The sequence below is a fragment of the Curtobacterium sp. AB451 genome (assembly GCF_050585845.1).
Classification (GTDB): domain Bacteria; phylum Actinomycetota; class Actinomycetes; order Actinomycetales; family Microbacteriaceae; genus Curtobacterium.
On sequence record NZ_JBOBQG010000002.1, the window covers coordinates 357,386 to 375,001 of the forward strand.

The window sequence follows — 17,616 nt, forward strand, 5'->3', positions numbered from 1 at the left end:
TCCGTGCACTGCTGGACCGGGCGGATCGTGACGAACGCGGGATGATCCTCGGCAACGTGCTCATCTTCGGCACCGTCATGATGCTGCTGGTCGCGACGATGATCGCCGTCTCGACGTCCGGCGCCGTGAAGTCCGCGACCGACCGCAACTTCCAGAACGCCATCGCTGCCGCGTACGCGGGGCTGGCGGACTACCAGTCGAAGCTCTCGAACGACAACGGGTACGCGCTCTACGGCAACGGCGATGCGCAGTTCAGCAAGGACAGCGGCTCGAGCTTCACCGGTCTGAACGGCAACGACGCGTTCTCGACGTGGGCGAAGGTGGTCGGCTCGACGGACCAGTGGTACCGGTACGAGGTCGACAACTCGAACTACTCGGCGAAGGGCGTCCTCAAGGTCCGGGTGACCGGCAAGTCCGGCGGCAGCGTGCGGTCCCTGGTGGCCAACCTCAAGGGCGACGGGTTCATCAACTACCTGTACTTCACCAACTACGAGTCGTCGAACCCGGCGATCACCGGCAGCACCTGCACCACGATGTACCAGTGGCAGAGCGGATCGAAGTGCCAGGCCGTCCAGTTCGCCGGGACCGACGTCCTGAACGGGCCGATCCGCACGAACGACGTGTTCACCGCCGCGTGCTCCACCGTGTTCAACGGGACCGTCGAACAGCACGACACGACCGTCCGCCCGTCCAGCGGTTCGTGCAGCGGTGTCTTCAACGGCGGTGCGGCGACGGCGGTGCCGTACCTCGGCCTCCCCGCGCTGAACTCGAACATGTCCCAGGAGACCCGGACGGACCTCCCGACCTCCGTGCCGCGTCCGGGGTGCCTGTACACGGGCCCCACCAGGGTGTCGTTCCTCGGCAACGGCAAGATGACCGTCTGGTCGCCGTGGTCCAAGGCGACCCAGATCCGGGTGATCGCATCGACCGGTGAGGTCAAGGAGACGACCGACGTCGCGAAGTCCGCCGCACTGTGCGGGACCGTGTCGGACCTGCAGAGCGCCGCCGGGGCGACCATCCCGACCCTGCCGGCGAACCTCATGTACGTCCAGGACGTGCCGACGGCCAGCAACGACGTCAACTCCTGGGCCGCGAACACGTACCCCTCGAAGTACACGAACACGTACTGCACGACGACGGTCACCGTGCGCTCGAACGGGACGGCGACGACCACGGCGAACCAGCCCTTCAGCAACGGGCAGGGCTTCCCGGCAGCGGGCGAGTGGATCAACGGCGGGTCCACCGGCTCGTACTCGCAGACGGGTTCGGCGTCCGACACCTACAGCTGCTCGGCGGGGGACGTGTTCGTCAGCGGAGCGTTCAGCGGTGCGATGACCATCGCGTCGTCCGGCACCATCTGGGTCACGGACGACGTCACCTACGTCAGTGCGACGAACGACATCCTCGGTCTGGTGGGTCAGAACGCCGTCGAGGTGTACAACCCAGCGCGCTGCACCTCGTACCCGACCGTCTACCAGCGCGGTGTCGGCTACGTCACCGACACCACGCGCTGCAACTCGAGCGGGGTCGGACTCCTCAACCGCTCCGGTGGGAACTCGCTCACGATCAGTGCGGCGATCGCGAGCAACGCCGGGACCTTCTGGAACCAGAACTACGACATCGGGTCGAAGCTGGGCGTGCTCAAGGTCATCGGCTCGATCGCGCAGAACTGGCGCGGGCCCGTCGCGACCACGGGCGGCACGGGCTTCTCGAAGAACTACGTCTACGACCAGCGCCTGCTGACCACGGCGCCGCCGAAGTTCCTGCAGCCCGTCTCGACCTCCTACGGGGTCACCACGCAGGTCGAAGTGCAGGCGGCGTTCAAGCCGGACGGCTCGTGCGCGACCACCAGCACAGGGGCGTGCAGGTGAACGGCGTGCGCGAGCTGCTGCCGGTCGTCGTCGTCCTCGCCGGTGTCCTCGGGCTGCTCGTCGGCTCGTTCCTGAACGTCGTCGTCCACCGCGTCCCCGCGGGTCTCTCCGTGGTGTCCCCTCCGAGCGCGTGCCCCGGGTGCGGACACGCGATCCGTCGTCGGGACAACGTGCCGGTGCTGTCCTGGCTGCTCCTCCGCGGCCGGTGCCGTGACTGCGCGGAGCCGATCTCGCCCCGGTACCCGATCGTCGAGCTCGCGACCGCACTCCTGTTCGTGGTCGTCGCGGCGGTCGCGGTGTCCGGCCCGGTGGTGATCGGCACGATCCCCGTCCCGGCCGCCCAGGCGGTGCTCCTCGCGGCGCTGCTGTACCTCATGGCGATCTCCGTCGCCCTCGCACTGATCGACATCGAGACGCACACCCTGCCGAACGCGATCGTCTACCCGTCCGCCGTGGTCCTCGCCGCCCTGCTGGTCGTCGCCTCCGTGCTGAGCGGTGACTTCGGCGCCCTCGGCCGGGCCGGCATCGGGGCGGTCGTCCTGGGCGGTGCGTACCTCACGCTGGCGCTCGCCGTCCCGGGCGGGATGGGACTCGGCGACGTCAAACTCGCGGTCGTCCTCGGACTCGTCCTCGCGTACCTCGGATGGGGACCCCTCGCAGTGGGTGCTTTCGGTGCCTTCGTCGTCGGAGGTACCGTCGCGATCGCGCTGGTCCTCACCCGGCGCGCCAGGTGGCGTGGCGGCGTGCCGTTCGGCCCGGCGATGTTGGCCGGTGCCTGGATCGGCATCGTCTTCGGCCACGGCGTCTGGACCGCCTACCTCGGGGTCCTCGGACTCGCCTGACACCTCCTCCGACCACTCCTCGACGAAAGCAGCATCATGGGCAAGAGCATCGTGGGCATCGACATCGCGGGATCCTCGATCCGCGCGGTCGAGGTCGCGAACGCCGACCGCGCACGCCCGACCGTCCTGCGGTTCGCCGAGGTCCCGACGCCGCCCGACGCCGTCAGCCGCGGGGAGGTGCTCGAGCCGAACACGGTCGCGTCGGCGCTGCGCTCGCTGTGGTCGATCGGGCGGTTCCGTTCGCGTGACGTCGTGCTCGGCATGGGCAACCAACGCGTCCTGTCCCGCGACCTCACCGTCCCCGCGGCGCCGCTCGCCCAGATCCGCGAGAGCCTGCCGTTCCAGGTCCAGGACATGCTCCCGGTGCCCGTCGGTGACGCGATCCTCGACTTCTACCCGACCGCCGAGGCGACGGGCGAGAACGGACCCGTCGTGCACGGTCTGCTCGTCGCGGCGATCAAGGACGCCGTCCTCGCGAACGTCAAGGCCGCACAGCTGGCGGGCCTGAACCCGGTCGGCGTCGACCTCATCCCGTTCGCCCTGACCCGGGTGCTCGTCGGACGACCCGGGCTGCACGGCACCACGGCGCTCGTCCAGCTCGGGGCGGACACCACGACCGTGGTCCTCGTGACCGACGGCGTCCCCCAGTTCGTGCGGATCATCCCGACGGGCGGGAACGACGTCACGAAGACGCTCGCCGCCGCGCTCGACATCGAGTTCGGACAGGCCGAGGTCGTGAAGCGGCACCTGGGCATCGGTGGGGACGCGCGCACGCCTGACGACGTGCGTGCCGTGACGGTGATCACCGACGCCGTCACCGAGCTCATCTCGAGCCTGCGCAACACCATCAGCTACTTCGTCAACACGCGCCCTGGTGACCGCGTCGAGCGCATCGTCCTGGTCGGTGGTGGGGCTCGCCTCGCCGGACTGCCGGAGGCGCTCGCCGCACACACGCACCTCCCCGTCCAACGCAGCTCCGCGTTCACCGGCGCCGACCTCGCGCGGTCGATCCCGGTGCAGGACGTGACCGACCACGAAGACGCGATCGCCGTCGCCTACGGGCTGGCAGTGGGGAGCCGAGCAGCATGACCGCCACGGACATCCGGGCCACGGTGCCCGACGAGGCCGTCGGAGCCGGACGCGGCAGCACCGCACGCGGTGGTCGGCCTTCGGTCGCTTCGATCGCGGGCCGCGAGCCTCGGGTCGACCTCCTGCCGCCCGAGGTGCACGCCGAACGGCGCGAGCGGGCGATCGCCCGGCGGGCCTGGCTCGGCGTGATCGTCGCCGCCGCGGTCGCCGCCCTGGCCACGGGGGGTGCCTACGTCCACCAGCTCGAGACCGCGCAGTCGTACCTGTCCGCCCAGAACGAGACGACCTCGCTCCTGCAGCAGCAGCAGCGCTACTCCGAGGTCCGCTCGGTCGAGAACGACACGGCCCTGCTCGAAGCTGCACAGTCGGTCGGTGGCTCCACCGAGATCGACTGGAGCTCGACGCTCGCGCAGCTGAAGTCGGTGCTCCCCGCCGGCGTCTCGATCACGGCGATGACGATCGACTCCGCCGACGCCACCGAGTCGTTCGCGCAGTCCACGGTCCCGTTGCAGGGATCGCGCGCGGCGACGATGCAGTTGACGATCCAGAGCCCGGGCATCCCGTCGGTCCCCGACTGGACCGCGCGGCTCTCGCAACTCCGCGGGTACGTCGACTCGACGATCACCTCGGTCTCGCTCGAAGAGGACACCGGCCAGTACTCGGCGACCATCCAGGCACACCTCGGCGCGAAGGCGTTCGACGGCAAGTACACGAAGGACGGATCGAAGTGAACAAGAACCGTCTCTCCCTCATCATCGCCCTCGCAGCGACGCTGGTCGTCCTCGCGGGTGGGTGGTTCCTCGGCGCGCAGCCACAGCTGGCGCAGGCGTCCGACAACACCGCGCAGCAAGCCGACATCGACGCGACGAACGCGAAGAACCGCGCCGAGCTCCGCCGACTCGAGACGGCGTACACCTCGCTCGACGCGACCAAGGCCGAACTCGCCGATCTGCGCGCCTCGGTCCCTGCATCGACCGACACCGCCTCGCTCCTCGACCAGTTCAACGGTGCCGGCGCCGCGAGTGGGGTCACGGTCACGTCGATCACCATCGGGGACCCGAAGGCGTACACGCCGGTGACCTCGGCTGCGTCGGCGACGGCGTCCGCGACCGCCGCTCCGTCGGCCTCCCCCCCGGCGTCGTCCACGGCTTCGCCCGCGTCCGCACCGACGGCAGCGGCGACGCCCGACGCTCCCGCCCCGCACAGCGACGCACAGATCACGGCTTCGAACTTCGTGGTCGTGCCCGTGACCGTGGCGGTCAAGGGTTCCTACGACCAGGCGATCGGCTTCACGAAGGCCGTGCAGAACGGCGATCGGCTGTTCCTCGTGAACGGTCTCGCCGCGACGAACTCGGAGTCCGGCGGCGATCCGATGACGGACCAGTCGTGGTCGCTGTCGGGCTACGTCTACGTGCTCGCAGACCCCGCCGCGACCAACTGAACCGACCCCCACCAACTGGGGTCCGACGCGCCACGCCGAACCCTCTTCCGTCCGGCCTCGGGCTGTGCCTACGATGCTCCCGAGCCCGCATTCGCGGCAGCTCGTCCCCCTCTCGAACGGCCGCTCGAAATGGCCGTTCCTCGTCGTGCCCGGAGTCGCGCGTGTTGGCTGGAATCGTGGAGTTCCTCGGTTGGTTCGGAGCTGTAACCGTCCTTGCGGGTTACTTGCTCTTCTCGATGGGCAAGCTCCCGAACGGCCCGGTCTACCAGCTGTTCAACCTCGTGGGCGGGCTCGCCGTGGCGATCAACGTCGCCGCCCACCACGCGATCCCGTCGACGATCGTCAACGGCATCTGGGCGATCGTCGCCGTCGTCGTCCTGGTCAAGATGGCGCGGGCCGAGCGGGCTGCGAAGCGCGGCGGTCCGGCGTCCGAGGCGCCGGTGCTCCACACCGAACCGCCGGCGACCACGGCGGTCCTGCCGATCGTCGGGCCGGCACTGCGTGACCACGAGGCGGAGGCGACGCTCCCCGTGACACCCGAGCCGCGCCTCCAGGACGCCCCGCCGGCGACTGCCGACACGACCACGACCGCCGACCGGGCCACGGTGACGGCCTCCGCGGTCACCGAGCCCGCCCCGCCGACCGCCGCCGCACCGATGACGGAGTCCATCCCGGTGATCACCGCGACCATCGCGCTGGCCCTGGTCGCTGCGGCGCAGGACCACGCGGAGCAGCAGGACCCGGCGGCGCAGGACCACGCGGAGCAACGGGACCCGGCGGCGCAGGGTCACGCGGACCACGCGGACCACGCGGACCACGCCGCGCTCCCGCACGTCGACGAGCCGCAGCACGCAGCCAGCGCCAGCATCTGAGGCCCGCCAGCGATACGATCACCGCATGTCCCGGTGGTTGATCGCGACGATGACGTCGATCCTGTTCATCGCGCTCGTCATCGCGGTGACCGGCTTCGAGGCGCTCCTCGCCGACGTCGAGGTCATCTCCCAGCCCGACGCCACGCCGTACCTCGGCCCCGCGATGGTGCTCGGCGGTGCGGTGGTGGTGTTCCTCGCCACGGCCGTCGGCTCCCGCGAGGGCAACCCGGGCGTCACGGGCCTCGTGGCCGCGGCGACGAGCTACCTCGTGATGCTCGGCGTCGGTGCGGTCGGGTACAGCCTGATCCGCTCCGACCTCACCGAGCTGGTGGTCTTCCCCGCGGGGTACGCGCTCGGTCCGTTCGTCGTCGGGTCGGTCGTGGTGGCGCTGGTGTGCGTCGTCGGCGGGATCGCCGTGACACGGCACCAGTCGCGCTCGTCGGGGGTCCGCCCCGAGCCCGGCGATGACGGTGCCCGCCGGTAGTCTTCCAGCAGCACCAGAGGACGACGGGGGACCGATGACCGACCAGCAGCAGGCCGACGGATGGGGATCCGTCCCGGCAGTGGACTCGATCCGCGGCACGCAGGACGCACCGCCGGCGGGCGCGAGCGGACCGCAGCCGTTCCGGCGGGGCACGCCTCGGCGCCGACTCGGTCGCGGACCGCTCATCGGCATCATCGCCGGCGGCGCCACCGTCGTGCTCCTCCTCGTCGCCGGCGTGGTCGGCTACTCGGTCGGCACGTCGACGCACGCGCCCGACCGGCCGGTCCGCGCCTTCCTCGACGACCTCACCGCAGGCCGTGTCTCCGACGCGCTGGACGCCGCGGGCATCGACCACGACGAGCGCGACCTGCTCCTCACCGACGCCTCCTACGCGAAGGCGAAGGACCGCATCACCGGGTACCGGATCGCGGCCACGCGTGACGACGGCGACACCGCGACGGTCACGGCGTACCTGCGGCAGGCGGGTCGTGACGTGTCGTCCACCTTCACGCTCGACAAGACGGGTACCGAATGGGGCGTCTTCCCCGTCTGGGAGCTCGAGCCACCCCGTCTCGGCGCGGTGGACGTGAGCCTGCGCGGACCCACCGGGACGAAGGTCGAGGTCGCCGGGCAGTCCGTCGTGACGTCGAAGGACGGCACGGTGACCCTCACGGCGCTCCCCGGTTCGTACGACGTCGCGGTCGACGGCGGCAAGTGGTTCTCGGCGAAGGCGTCGACGGCGACGGTCACGGGCTTCGGGGGCACCGCCTCGAGTCCCGTCTCGATGACGACGGAGCTCACCTCGGCCGGCAAGCAGTCCGCCCAGGCAGCGGTGGACGCCTGGGTCGACGGCTGCATCGCGTCGACCGACGCCGCACCCGCCGGCTGCAGCTTCTACGCCTACGGTCAGGACGCCGCGTACACCTACTCGAACCAGAAGTGGACGCTGGACACCCGCCCGACGGTGTCGATCGGTGCGTGGGCGGCGAACGGGTGGCTCGTCACGACGACCAGCTTCGGCCGCGCGACGTTCACGGCGGACATCTCCGGCCCGGGTGGGGTCGGCACGGCCTCGGCCGGCCCGATGAACGTCAACGCCAGCGGGTACGTCACCGAGTTCACGGACGCGGGTGCGACGTTCCGGTCGGCGGTCGGCAACGGGTCGTCGGACGCCGGTTCCTGACGCGCGCCCGGACGACGACGCGGTCCCGGCTCGTCCAGGAGGCGCGGTGCGGCCCCGCCGCGCCGGTCGCGGACGCCCGGGTGCACGTCACCGACCACCGCCACCGCTCCCGCCGGACCGGGCCGACCGGAGCGCCCCGCGCCCAGCGCGACGACCCGCGCGACGGCTGTTCGCCCAGGGCACTCGTCACGCGCCTCCAGGGCGACGCGCCCGGATTGATTTCGCCGGGTTACGCGGGTAATCTCTTCCGGGTGTGCGCCTTCGGGCGTGCCCGAAAAGTCCGGTCCGACCAACGGTCGGCCGGGACACTCCGTCCCCCACTCGTCATCCGCCGTCAGGCGGTGATCAGCGTGGGACGAGGAAGCCGGCGGTCCGCGCCGGCCGGAGAACACGAGCGAAGAACCAGGAGAACAGTTGCCTACTATTCAGCAGCTGGTTCGCAAGGGTCGTACGCCCAAGGTCACCAAGACCAAGGCGCCCGCCCTGAAGGCGAACCCCCAGCAGCGTGGTGTGTGCACCCGCGTCTACACCACCACCCCGAAGAAGCCGAACTCGGCACTGCGCAAGGTCGCTCGTGTCAAGCTCTCGAACGGCACCGAGGTCACGGCCTACATCCCCGGTGAGGGCCACAACCTCCAGGAGCACTCGATGGTGCTCGTGCGCGGCGGTCGTGTGAAGGACCTCCCCGGTGTCCGCTACAAGATCATCCGCGGTGCGCTCGACACGCAGGCCGTGAAGAACCGTAAGCAGGCACGTAGCCGCTACGGCGCGAAGAAGGGTTGAGCCAATGCCTCGTAAGGGTCCCGCCCCCAAGCGTCCCGTCGTCGCAGACCCGGTCTACGGCGCACCGATCGTCTCGCAGCTCGTGAACAAGATCCTGCTCGACGGCAAGAAGGGCCTCGCCGAGCGCATCGTCTACGGTGCACTCGAAGGCGTTTCCGCCAAGAACCAGCAGGACGCCGTCGCGACGCTCAAGAAGGCGCTCGACAACGTCCGTCCGACCCTCGAGGTCCGCAGCCGCCGCGTCGGTGGCTCGACCTACCAGGTCCCGGTCGAGGTCAAGCCGCACCGCGCGAACACCCTCGCGCTCCGTTGGCTGACCTCGTACGCCAAGGCCCGTCGCGAGAAGACGATGACCGAGCGTCTCATGAACGAGATCCTCGACGCGTCGAACGGTCTCGGTGCCGCGGTCAAGCGCCGCGAGGACACGCACAAGATGGCCGAGTCGAACAAGGCCTTCGCCCACTACCGCTGGTAGTCCCGGCACCGTCCGGGCGCCGGTGGTCATGAACCCCGGCGCCCGGACGGACGCCAACCTCTCCTACAACTCTTCCGGAGGAACCCTGTGGCACAGGACGTGCTCACCGACCTGAACAAGGTCCGCAACATCGGCATCATGGCGCACATCGATGCCGGCAAGACCACGACGACCGAGCGCATCCTGTTCTACACGGGCATCACGCACAAGATCGGTGAGGTCCACGACGGCGCAGCCACGATGGACTGGATGGCGCAGGAGCAGGAGCGCGGCATCACGATCACGTCGGCCGCGACGACCTGCTTCTGGGACAACAACCAGATCAACATCATCGACACCCCCGGTCACGTGGACTTCACGGTCGAGGTGGAGCGTTCGCTCCGCGTCCTCGACGGTGCGGTCGCCGTGTTCGACGGCAAGGAGGGCGTCGAGCCCCAGTCCGAGACCGTGTGGCGTCAGGCCGACAAGTACGACGTCCCGCGCATCTGCTTCGTCAACAAGATGGACAAGCTGGGCGCCGACTTCTACTTCACGGTCGACACCATCGTCAACCGCCTCGGCGCGGAGCCCCTCGTGCTCCAGCTCCCGATCGGTGCCGAGAACGACTTCGTCGGCATCATCGACCTCATCGAGATGCACGCCAAGGTCTGGCCGGGAGACGCCAAGGGTGATGTCACCATGGGCGCCCAGTACGAGGTCCAGGAGATCCCCGCGGACCTCAAGGACCGCGCGGAGGAGTACCGCGCGAAGCTGATCGAGCGCGTCGCCGAGACCGACGACGCCCTGCTCGAGAAGTTCTTCGGTGGCGAGGAGCTCACCAAGGACGAGATCAAGGGCGCGATCCGCAAGCTCACGATCGCTTCCGAGGTCTACCCCGTCCTGTGCGGCTCGGCCTTCAAGAACCGCGGTGTCCAGCCGATGCTCGACGCCGTCATCGACTACCTCCCGTCCCCGCTCGACGTGCCGCCGATGATCGGCCACGACGTCAAGGACGAGGAGAAGGAGATCATCCGCAAGCCCGACGCGTCGGAGCCGTTCTCGGCCCTCGCGTTCAAGGTCGCGGTGCACCCCTTCTTCGGTCGTCTCACCTACGTCCGCGTCTACTCGGGCTCGATCGAGTCGGGTGCCCAGGTCATCAACTCGACCAAGGGCAAGAAGGAGCGCATCGGGAAGATCTTCCAGATGCACTCCAACAAGGAGAACCCGGTCGACAACGTGACCGCCGGCCACATCTACGCGGTCATCGGCCTCAAGGACACCACCACCGGTGACACCCTGTGCGACCCGACCAACCAGGTCGTCCTCGAGTCGATGACGTTCCCGGAGCCGGTCATCGAGGTCGCCATCGAGCCGAACACGAAGGCTGACCAGGAGAAGCTCTCCACGGCCATCCAGAAGCTCGCCGAAGAGGACCCGACGTTCCGCGTCGAGCTCAACGCCGAGACCGGTCAGACGACGATCAAGGGCATGGGCGAGCTCCACCTCGACATCCTCGTCGACCGCATGAAGCGCGAGTTCAAGGTCGAGGCGTCCGTCGGCAAGCCCCAGGTGGCCTACCGCGAGACCCTGACCAAGGTCGTCGAGCGCTACGACTACACGCACAAGAAGCAGACCGGTGGTTCCGGCCAGTTCGCGAAGGTGCAGATCGCCCTCGAGCCGATGGAAGTCACGGCCGAGAAGGTCTACGAGTTCGAGAACGCCGTCACAGGTGGTCGCGTCCCGCGTGAGTACATCCCGTCGGTCGACGCCGGTATCCAGGACGCCATGCAGGTCGGCATCCTGGCCGGGTACCCGACCGTCGGCGTGAAGGCCATCCTCAAGGACGGCGCGGCGCACGACGTCGACTCGTCCGAGATGGCGTTCAAGATCGCCGGTTCGATCGCCTACAAGGAAGCGGCCCGCAAGGCCGGTCCGGCGATCCTCGAGCCGATCATGGCCGTCGAGGTCCGTACTCCGGAGGAGTACATGGGCGACGTCATCGGTGACCTGAACTCCCGTCGTGGCCAGATCGCCTCGATGGAGGACGCCTCGGGCGTCAAGGTGGTCCGCGCGAGCGTGCCGCTGTCCGAGATGTTCGGCTACGTCGGCGACCTGCGGTCGAAGACCTCTGGTCGTGCGGTCTACTCGATGACCTTCGAGACCTACAGCCAGGTCCCGGCCAAGGTCGCCGAGGAGATCATCGCGAAGAACGCGGGGGAGTGACGCTCCAGCGTCACTCCACAGGCGGGGGTGCCCGGCGACGGGCCCCTCGCCACCAAGTACAGTAAAGACACACACTGCACGCCAACGGTTTCGAACCGGGGGCATGCTCTCCGAGTCCTGAGGAGGACCCACAGTGGCCAAGGCCAAGTTCGAGCGGACCAAGCCGCACGTCAACATCGGAACCATCGGTCACGTCGACCACGGCAAGACCACGCTCACGGCGGCGATCACCAAGGTTCTGCACGACCAGTACCCGGACCTCAACGAGGCCCGTGACTTCGCTCAGATCGACAACGCTCCCGAGGAGCGCGAGCGCGGCATCACGATCAACATCTCGCACGTCGAGTACCAGACCGACAAGCGCCACTACGCGCACGTCGACGCTCCGGGCCACGCCGACTACGTGAAGAACATGATCACGGGTGCGGCGCAGATGGACGGCGCGATCCTCGTGGTCGCCGCCACCGACGGTCCGATGCCCCAGACGCGTGAGCACGTGCTGCTCGCCCGCCAGGTCGGCGTCCCCTACATCGTCGTCGCGCTGAACAAGTCCGACATGGTGGACGACGAGGAGATCCTGGAGCTCGTCGAGCTCGAGGTCCGTGAGCTCCTCGGCTCGCAGGAGTTCGACGAGGACGCCCCCGTCGTGCAGGTCTCGGCGCTCAAGGCGCTCGAGGGCGACGACAAGTGGGTCAAGTCCGTCCAGGACCTGATGGCCGCCGTCGACGAGTCCGTTCCGGACCCGGTGCGCGCGACCGACCAGCCCTTCCTCATGCCGATCGAGGACGTCTTCACGATCACCGGTCGTGGCACGGTCGTCACCGGTCGTGTCGAGCGTGGCACGCTCGACCTGAACTCCGAGGTCGAGATCGTCGGCATCCGCCCGACGCAGAAGACCACGGTCACGGGCATCGAGATGTTCCGCAAGCTGCTCGACAAGGCCGAGGCTGGTGACAACACCGGTCTGCTCATCCGTGGCCTCAAGCGCGAGGACGTGGAGCGCGGCCAGGTCGTCGTGAAGCCGGGTTCGGTCACGCCGCACACCGAGTTCAAGGCGAACGCCTACATCCTGACCAAGGAAGAGGGCGGGCGTCACAACCCGTTCTACGCGAACTACCGTCCGCAGTTCTACTTCCGCACCACGGACGTCACCGGCGTCATCACGCTGCCCGAGGGCACCGAGATGGTCATGCCCGGCGACACCGTGTCGATGGCCGTCGAGCTGATCCAGCCGATCGCCATGGAGCCGGGTCTCCGTTTCGCCATCCGTGAGGGTGGTCGTACGGTCGGCGCCGGTACGGTCGAGGAGATCGTCAAGTAACTCCGGTTACCTGCGTCGAGCGGGGTCGGGCCTTCGGGCCCGGCCCCGCTCTGCTGTTCGCCGGGCGGGGTCCGGCGGACAGACGGCCCGATTCGGAGCACGATGTGGGCCAAGCGGCCGGATCGACCGGCCATCGAGCGGCCGGGTCACCTCCGGTCGGCAGGGAGGCAGCATGGCCGGCTTCGACGACATCCAGAAGAACGTCTCCGCCAAGGCGGAGGAGGTCACCGATCGCGCGAAGGCGTTCGTGGACCAGAACAAGGAGAAGATCGAGGAAGCCCTGAAGAGCGACAAGGCCGAGGAGGTCTCGGACAAGCTCATCCACGGCCTCGCCGACGGCCTGAAGAAGGTCACCGGCGGCAAGTTCGACGAGCAGATCGACAAGACCGCCGCGGACCTCGACAGCAAGATCGGCAACGACGGCGCGTAGATCCGACGCTCCGGTCGGGACGGGAGGCGCGGCGCACGTCGTGCGCGGCGCCTCCCGTCCACCTCAGGCCGGCTGCACCGCCCGCGTCACGACCCAGCGGTGCGTGCCGATCGCGCGGTCGCGGGTGAACCCGAAGCGCTCGAAGGTGGACAGCGCGCCGTGGAACAGGAACCCGGCCGGCACCGCCCCTGCGGGCTCCGGGTAGCCCTCCACGACACCCCCACCGGCGGCGGCGATGAGGTCGATCGCGCCACCGAGCGCCGCGGTCGCGACCCCCTGTCGTCGGTGCCCCGCTCGGACGTAGTTGCAGCCGATGCGCCAGTCGGGTCCCGCCCCGACGTGCGACCGTTCGTACTCGCGACGGTTCTTGATGCGCACGACCTCGGTGACCGGACCGAACTGGCACCACCCGACGCACCGGTCGTCGGCGAAGACCAACGCTGCGTGCGTGGTGCCGGCGAGGACCCGGGCGTACTTGCGCGCCCGGTTGCGGCCGGCGTCGCGCTCCGGACCCTCGTCGTGGAAGCCGATGCAGAAGCACCCGCTCGGGAAGCCGTCGCTCGTGCTGCAGAGCTCCTCGAAGGCGTCCCACGTCGACGGGTCGAGCGCACGCACGGTGTACGACGCCGGGGGTCGGGCAGCGGTGGCCATGGCCGAAGCGTAGGCCGCCCGACGACCGTCCGGGCGAAGCCGCACAGTTGTCCCCACAAGGTGGGACGCGGTGTACCCCGGTCGGGGTGTTGTTGCGGTTTCCCGCAGCTCGATACCGTCGAGTCGCGGGACCGCACCGGTCCCGTGTGGTGACCCGAACACCCGCCTTCCCCGTCGCAGCGCCCCCTGCCTGCGCGGATGCTGTCGCGCGCGCTCCGGGTCCCTGATCGTCGACCCGAAGGATCAGCGTGTCTGCACAGCACCGTGCCCCCGTGCGCCGCCGCCCCGCCCGCCTGCTCGCAGGAGCTGCCGTCACCGCGCTGGTCGCGGGGAGCGCAGTCCTCCTGACGCCGCAGCTGGCATCGGCCGCCGCACCGTTCCCCGCGACGACGCTCTACGCGACCGTCTCCGGCTCCTCGACGGTCTACGCCGTCGACCGGACGAGCGGTGCCGCGACCCCCGCCGTGACGGCGCCGGGCAACGCGACCGGTCTCAACCAGATCGGCATCTCCGGTGACGGTGACGAGCTGTTCATGACCAACAGCGCCACGGTCTTCGAGTACACCGCGTCGACGGACTCCTGGGAGACCGCCGCCCGGCCGAACCCGCCGTCGGTCCCGAACCAGATGGGCGGGGTGGACCCGAAGAGCGGCAAGTTCTTCTTCGGCGGGCTGTCGAGCGGTTCGACGTTCGACTTCACGTCGTACGACCCCGACACGAACACCATCTCGTCGAACGTCACCTCGGTGACGGCGGCGAACCCTCCCGGCGGCAACGGCGACCTCGCCTTCGACCGACAGGGCAACCTCTACTTCATCTCGAGCAGTGACACCGCGGCGCAGCTGTACCGCGTCGACGCGGCCGACCTCGGCGGTGGGTCCACGACGGCGGTCGCGGTCGGGCCGGTGATCACGCCGGCGTCCCGCCTGACGTCCCTCGCGTTCGGCGACGACGGCTACCTGTACATCGCGGGCTCGACCGCGAACACGTTCCTGCAGGTCAACCCGGTCACCGGGGCCACCGTCGCGCAGCGCAGCATCAACCAGGGCGGCACCGCGCTGGCCGTCACCGACCTCGGCTCCCGGGCCGTCCCGTCGACCGGCGCCGCATCCGGTGGGTTCACGGACGGCAAGGCGAAGCCGAGCGACCAGCTGACCATCAGCGTCGGCGGCGGTGATGTCCCCAAGCCGGCGACCGCCACGACGTCCGACGGCAACGACCAGGTGACGGCGGGTCCGATCATCCTGCTCCCGGGCCAGTCGTACACGGTGACGCAGTCGCCCGGCAACACCTCCACCGACCCGGCGGACTACGACACGTCCTACGTCTGCACGAACCTGACGGACAAGTCCGTCGTCTCCTCGGGGAAGGGCACCGAGGCACCGTTCACGGTCCCGACCTCCGGCGGTGACGTGAGCTGCGCGTTCTCGAACCCGCTGAAGCCGAAGGTCGAGAACAGCTCGTCCACCGCCAACACCCCGGGCCAGCCCGCGACCGTCGACGTGCTGCAGGGTGCGACGGGCGACATCGACCCGACCACCGTGCAGCTGACCGCACCGGACGTCGCCGGCTCGACCGTGCGCGACGGCGGCAAGACCCTCACGGTCCCCGGCCAGGGCGTCTGGACCGTCGACCCGACGAGCGGTGCCGTGACCTTCACCCCGGAGGACGGCTTCACGAAGAATCCGACCCCGGTCACGTACACCGTCGCGGACACCCGCGGGAACCAGACCCAGGGGCAGGTGTCGGTCACCTACCGCGGTGCGGCGCAGGACGACGTGGCGACCACCGACCAGGGCGAGGCCGTCACCATCGACGTCCTCGACAACGACCAGGGGGGCACCGTCGCCACGTCGGTCGTGTTCCCCACCGCCGGTCAGCCCGACGGTGCCACGGTCTCCGACGACGCTCGCACGCTGAGCGTCCCCGGAGTGGGCACCTGGACGGCCGACCCGACGACCGGTGCGGTGACCTTCACCCCGGAACCGACGTTCCGCGGGGACGCCTCGCCCGTGACGTACCGCGTGGCGGACGCCGACGGCGGCACGTCGACGGCGCAGATCGCGGTCTCCGTCGCGCCAGTCCGTCCCCGGGCAGCCGACGACACCACGACCACGCAGCAGAACACCCCGGTCACGGTCGACGTCGCCGGGGACGCCGCTCCCGGCGTCGAGCGCGGCACACCGATCGACCCGACCTCCGTCGTGTTCCCCACCTCCGGGCAACCGGACGGCGCGACGGTGTCGGACGGTGGGAAAGCGCTCACGGTCACCGGCGAGGGTGTGTACACGGTCGACCCGGACAGCGGGAAGGTGACGTTCACCCCGGCGCAGGGCTCCACGGGCACCACCGCCCCGGTGACGTACCAGGTCAGTGACACCGGCGGTCAGTCGGCGACCGGCACCATCGTGGTGCGCGTCACCGCGGTCGCACCGACGGCGGCACCGGACAGCGCGACGACCTCGCAGGGCGAGGCGACCACGATCGACATCCTCCGCGACGACACCGCCGGGAACGCCGGCACGCCGCTCGACCCCGCCACCGTGGTGTTCCCCGCGACGGGGCAGCCCGCCGGTGCGACCGTCTCGGACAGCGGCAAGGCGCTCACCGTCCCCGGTCAGGGCGTGTACACGGTGCACCCCGACGGCACGGTGACGTTCACGCCGGAGCCGACCTTCCGCGGACCCGGTTCGGCCGTCACCTACCAGGTCGCCGACGTGGACGGGACCACCACCTCCTCGACCGTCGCGGTCACCGTCACGCCGGTCGGCCCGGTCGCCGAGGACGACACCGCCGCCACCGCGCAGAACACCCCCGTGACGGTCGTCGCCCCGGGGAACGACCGGCCTGGTGTCCGCGGCGGTACCCCGATCGACCCGACCTCGGTCGTGTTCCCCACCGCCGGGCAGCCCGCGGGCGCGGTCGTCTCCGCCGACGGGCGCACCCTGACCGTCGCCGGCGAGGGCGTGTACACGGCGGACCCGACCACGGGTTCGGTGCTGTTCACCCCGGTGCGGGGCTGGGCCGGCACGGCGTCGACCGTGACCTACCAGATCGGTGACACCGGTGGGCAGACGACCACCGCCACCATCAGCGTCACCGTCACCCCCGTGGCGCCCACGGCCCGTCCCGACACCGCCCGGACGGCCGCGGACACCTCGGTGACCGTCGCGGTGCTCGGCAACGACGGCGCCGGCAACGCCCGCACGCCGATCGTGCCCGGGTCGGTCCGTCTGGTGGACGCCGACGGCGCACCGACCACCTCGCTCGCGGTGCCCGGAAAGGGGACCTTCACGGTGGACACCACCACCGGTGCGGTCACCTTCGCACCGGTCGCGGGCTTCACCGGCACGCTCGAGGTCCCGTACACGATCACCGACCGCGACGGCGGCACGGCCTCGTCGACGATCACCGTGACGGTGGGTGCGGCCCCGGTGGCGACGAACGACACCCGGACCGGCACGCCCGGCGAGCCGCTGACGGTGGACGTCCTCGGCAACGACGCGGCCGGCTCGACCCCGATCGACCCCGCGTCCGTGCGCCTGGTCGACCCGGAGACGGGCGAGCTCGTCACCACGGTGACGATCCCGGAGCACGGGACCTTCACGGTGGGCGAGGACGGCACGGTCACGTTCACCCCGGTCCCCGGCTTCAGCGGCACCGTGGCGGTCCCGTACTCCGTCGCGGGTGAGGACGGGAGCCGCACCACCGCGACCCTGACCATCACCTACCCGGCGGCGCCGGTCGTGCCGGGCATCGCGGTGAACCCCGCAGCCGGTGGCGGCGTCATCGTGACCGGCCCGGACGGCGGGCGGCTCGCCTTCACGGGCACCGACGTCGTCTGGCAGGGCTCCCTCGCGGCGCTCCTGCTCCTGGCGGCCGGTGGCACGGTCCTCGTGCTCCGTCGTCGTCGGCTGACGGGGCGGTAGCCGACCGGACGACGGACGGGAGGGACGGTGCCGGCTGGCACCG

At 70.0% G+C, this 17,616-nt stretch carries 15 protein-coding genes; 14 read left to right on the top strand and 1 reads right to left on the bottom strand.

All coding sequences use genetic code 11. The annotated features are described in order from the left end of the window. The first annotated feature begins 41 nt into the window (after positions 1-41). From ACQXVK_RS05520 to ACQXVK_RS05580, 13 genes are all read left to right on the top strand, one after another. Positions 42-1,871, top strand: a complete 1,830-nt coding sequence (locus tag ACQXVK_RS05520) for a hypothetical protein (protein WP_430852978.1) — start codon at positions 42-44, stop codon at positions 1,869-1,871. Continuing rightward, positions 1,862-2,713: a prepilin peptidase gene (locus ACQXVK_RS05525; protein WP_430852979.1), complete on the top strand. Its 852-nt coding sequence runs from the start codon at positions 1,862-1,864 to the stop codon at positions 2,711-2,713. Before ACQXVK_RS05520 ends, ACQXVK_RS05525 begins: the two co-directional genes overlap by 10 nt. A 36-nt stretch (positions 2,714-2,749) precedes the next feature. Beyond that, positions 2,750-3,802: a type IV pilus assembly protein PilM gene (pilM, locus tag ACQXVK_RS05530; protein WP_430852980.1), complete on the top strand. Its 1,053-nt coding sequence runs from the start codon at positions 2,750-2,752 to the stop codon at positions 3,800-3,802. Beyond that, positions 3,799-4,533: a hypothetical protein gene (locus ACQXVK_RS05535; protein WP_022906890.1), complete on the top strand. Its 735-nt coding sequence runs from the start codon at positions 3,799-3,801 to the stop codon at positions 4,531-4,533. Before pilM ends, ACQXVK_RS05535 begins: the two co-directional genes overlap by 4 nt. Next, entirely contained in the window at positions 4,530-5,243 is a 714-nt protein-coding gene (locus tag ACQXVK_RS05540) for a hypothetical protein (protein WP_430852981.1), read from the top strand. Before ACQXVK_RS05535 ends, ACQXVK_RS05540 begins: the two co-directional genes overlap by 4 nt. A 176-nt stretch (positions 5,244-5,419) precedes the next feature. Continuing rightward, a complete protein-coding gene (locus ACQXVK_RS05545; RefSeq protein WP_430852982.1) occupies positions 5,420-6,115 on the top strand; it encodes a CBU_0592 family membrane protein in 696 nt (231 codons plus the stop codon). A 25-nt stretch (positions 6,116-6,140) separates the two neighbouring features. After that, positions 6,141-6,599, top strand: a complete 459-nt coding sequence (locus ACQXVK_RS05550; RefSeq protein ID WP_022906887.1) for a DUF6121 family protein — start codon at positions 6,141-6,143, stop codon at positions 6,597-6,599. 34 nt (positions 6,600-6,633) lie between these two features. Beyond that, the gene (locus ACQXVK_RS05555; protein WP_430852983.1) at positions 6,634-7,782 is read left to right on the top strand and encodes a hypothetical protein; all 1,149 of its coding nucleotides are present in this window, start codon (positions 6,634-6,636) and stop codon (positions 7,780-7,782) included. Between the two features lie 414 nt (positions 7,783-8,196). Continuing rightward, positions 8,197-8,565, top strand: a complete 369-nt coding sequence (gene rpsL, locus ACQXVK_RS05560) for a 30S ribosomal protein S12 (RefSeq protein WP_017885540.1) — start codon at positions 8,197-8,199, stop codon at positions 8,563-8,565. Between the two features lie 4 nt (positions 8,566-8,569). Beyond that, complete coding sequence (gene rpsG, locus ACQXVK_RS05565) at positions 8,570-9,040, top strand: 30S ribosomal protein S7 (RefSeq protein WP_022903294.1); 471 nt, start codon at positions 8,570-8,572, stop codon at positions 9,038-9,040. 87 nt (positions 9,041-9,127) lie between these two features. Further along, positions 9,128-11,242 (top strand): elongation factor G, encoded by a 2,115-nt coding sequence (gene fusA, locus ACQXVK_RS05570; RefSeq protein WP_022906885.1) that lies wholly within the window; start codon positions 9,128-9,130, stop codon positions 11,240-11,242. A 133-nt stretch (positions 11,243-11,375) separates the two neighbouring features. Further along, positions 11,376-12,563, top strand: a complete 1,188-nt coding sequence (gene tuf, locus ACQXVK_RS05575) for an elongation factor Tu (protein ID WP_022906884.1) — start codon at positions 11,376-11,378, stop codon at positions 12,561-12,563. A 172-nt stretch (positions 12,564-12,735) separates the two neighbouring features. Further along, positions 12,736-12,993 carry an antitoxin gene (locus tag ACQXVK_RS05580; RefSeq protein ID WP_430852984.1) on the top strand — a complete coding sequence of 86 codons (258 nt, stop codon included), beginning with the start codon at positions 12,736-12,738 and terminating at the stop codon, positions 12,991-12,993. 63 nt (positions 12,994-13,056) lie between these two features. On the opposite strand, the gene ACQXVK_RS05585 is transcribed toward ACQXVK_RS05580, so the two are convergent. Continuing rightward, positions 13,057-13,644, bottom strand: a complete 588-nt coding sequence (locus tag ACQXVK_RS05585) for a GNAT family N-acetyltransferase (protein ID WP_430852985.1) — start codon at positions 13,642-13,644, stop codon at positions 13,057-13,059. 248 nt (positions 13,645-13,892) lie between these two features. Here ACQXVK_RS05585 and ACQXVK_RS05590 point away from each other — a divergent pair, with 248 nt between their 5' ends. Continuing rightward, the gene (locus tag ACQXVK_RS05590; RefSeq protein ID WP_430852986.1) at positions 13,893-17,573 is read left to right on the top strand and encodes an Ig-like domain-containing protein; all 3,681 of its coding nucleotides are present in this window, start codon (positions 13,893-13,895) and stop codon (positions 17,571-17,573) included. Positions 17,574-17,616 lie beyond the last annotated feature (43 nt).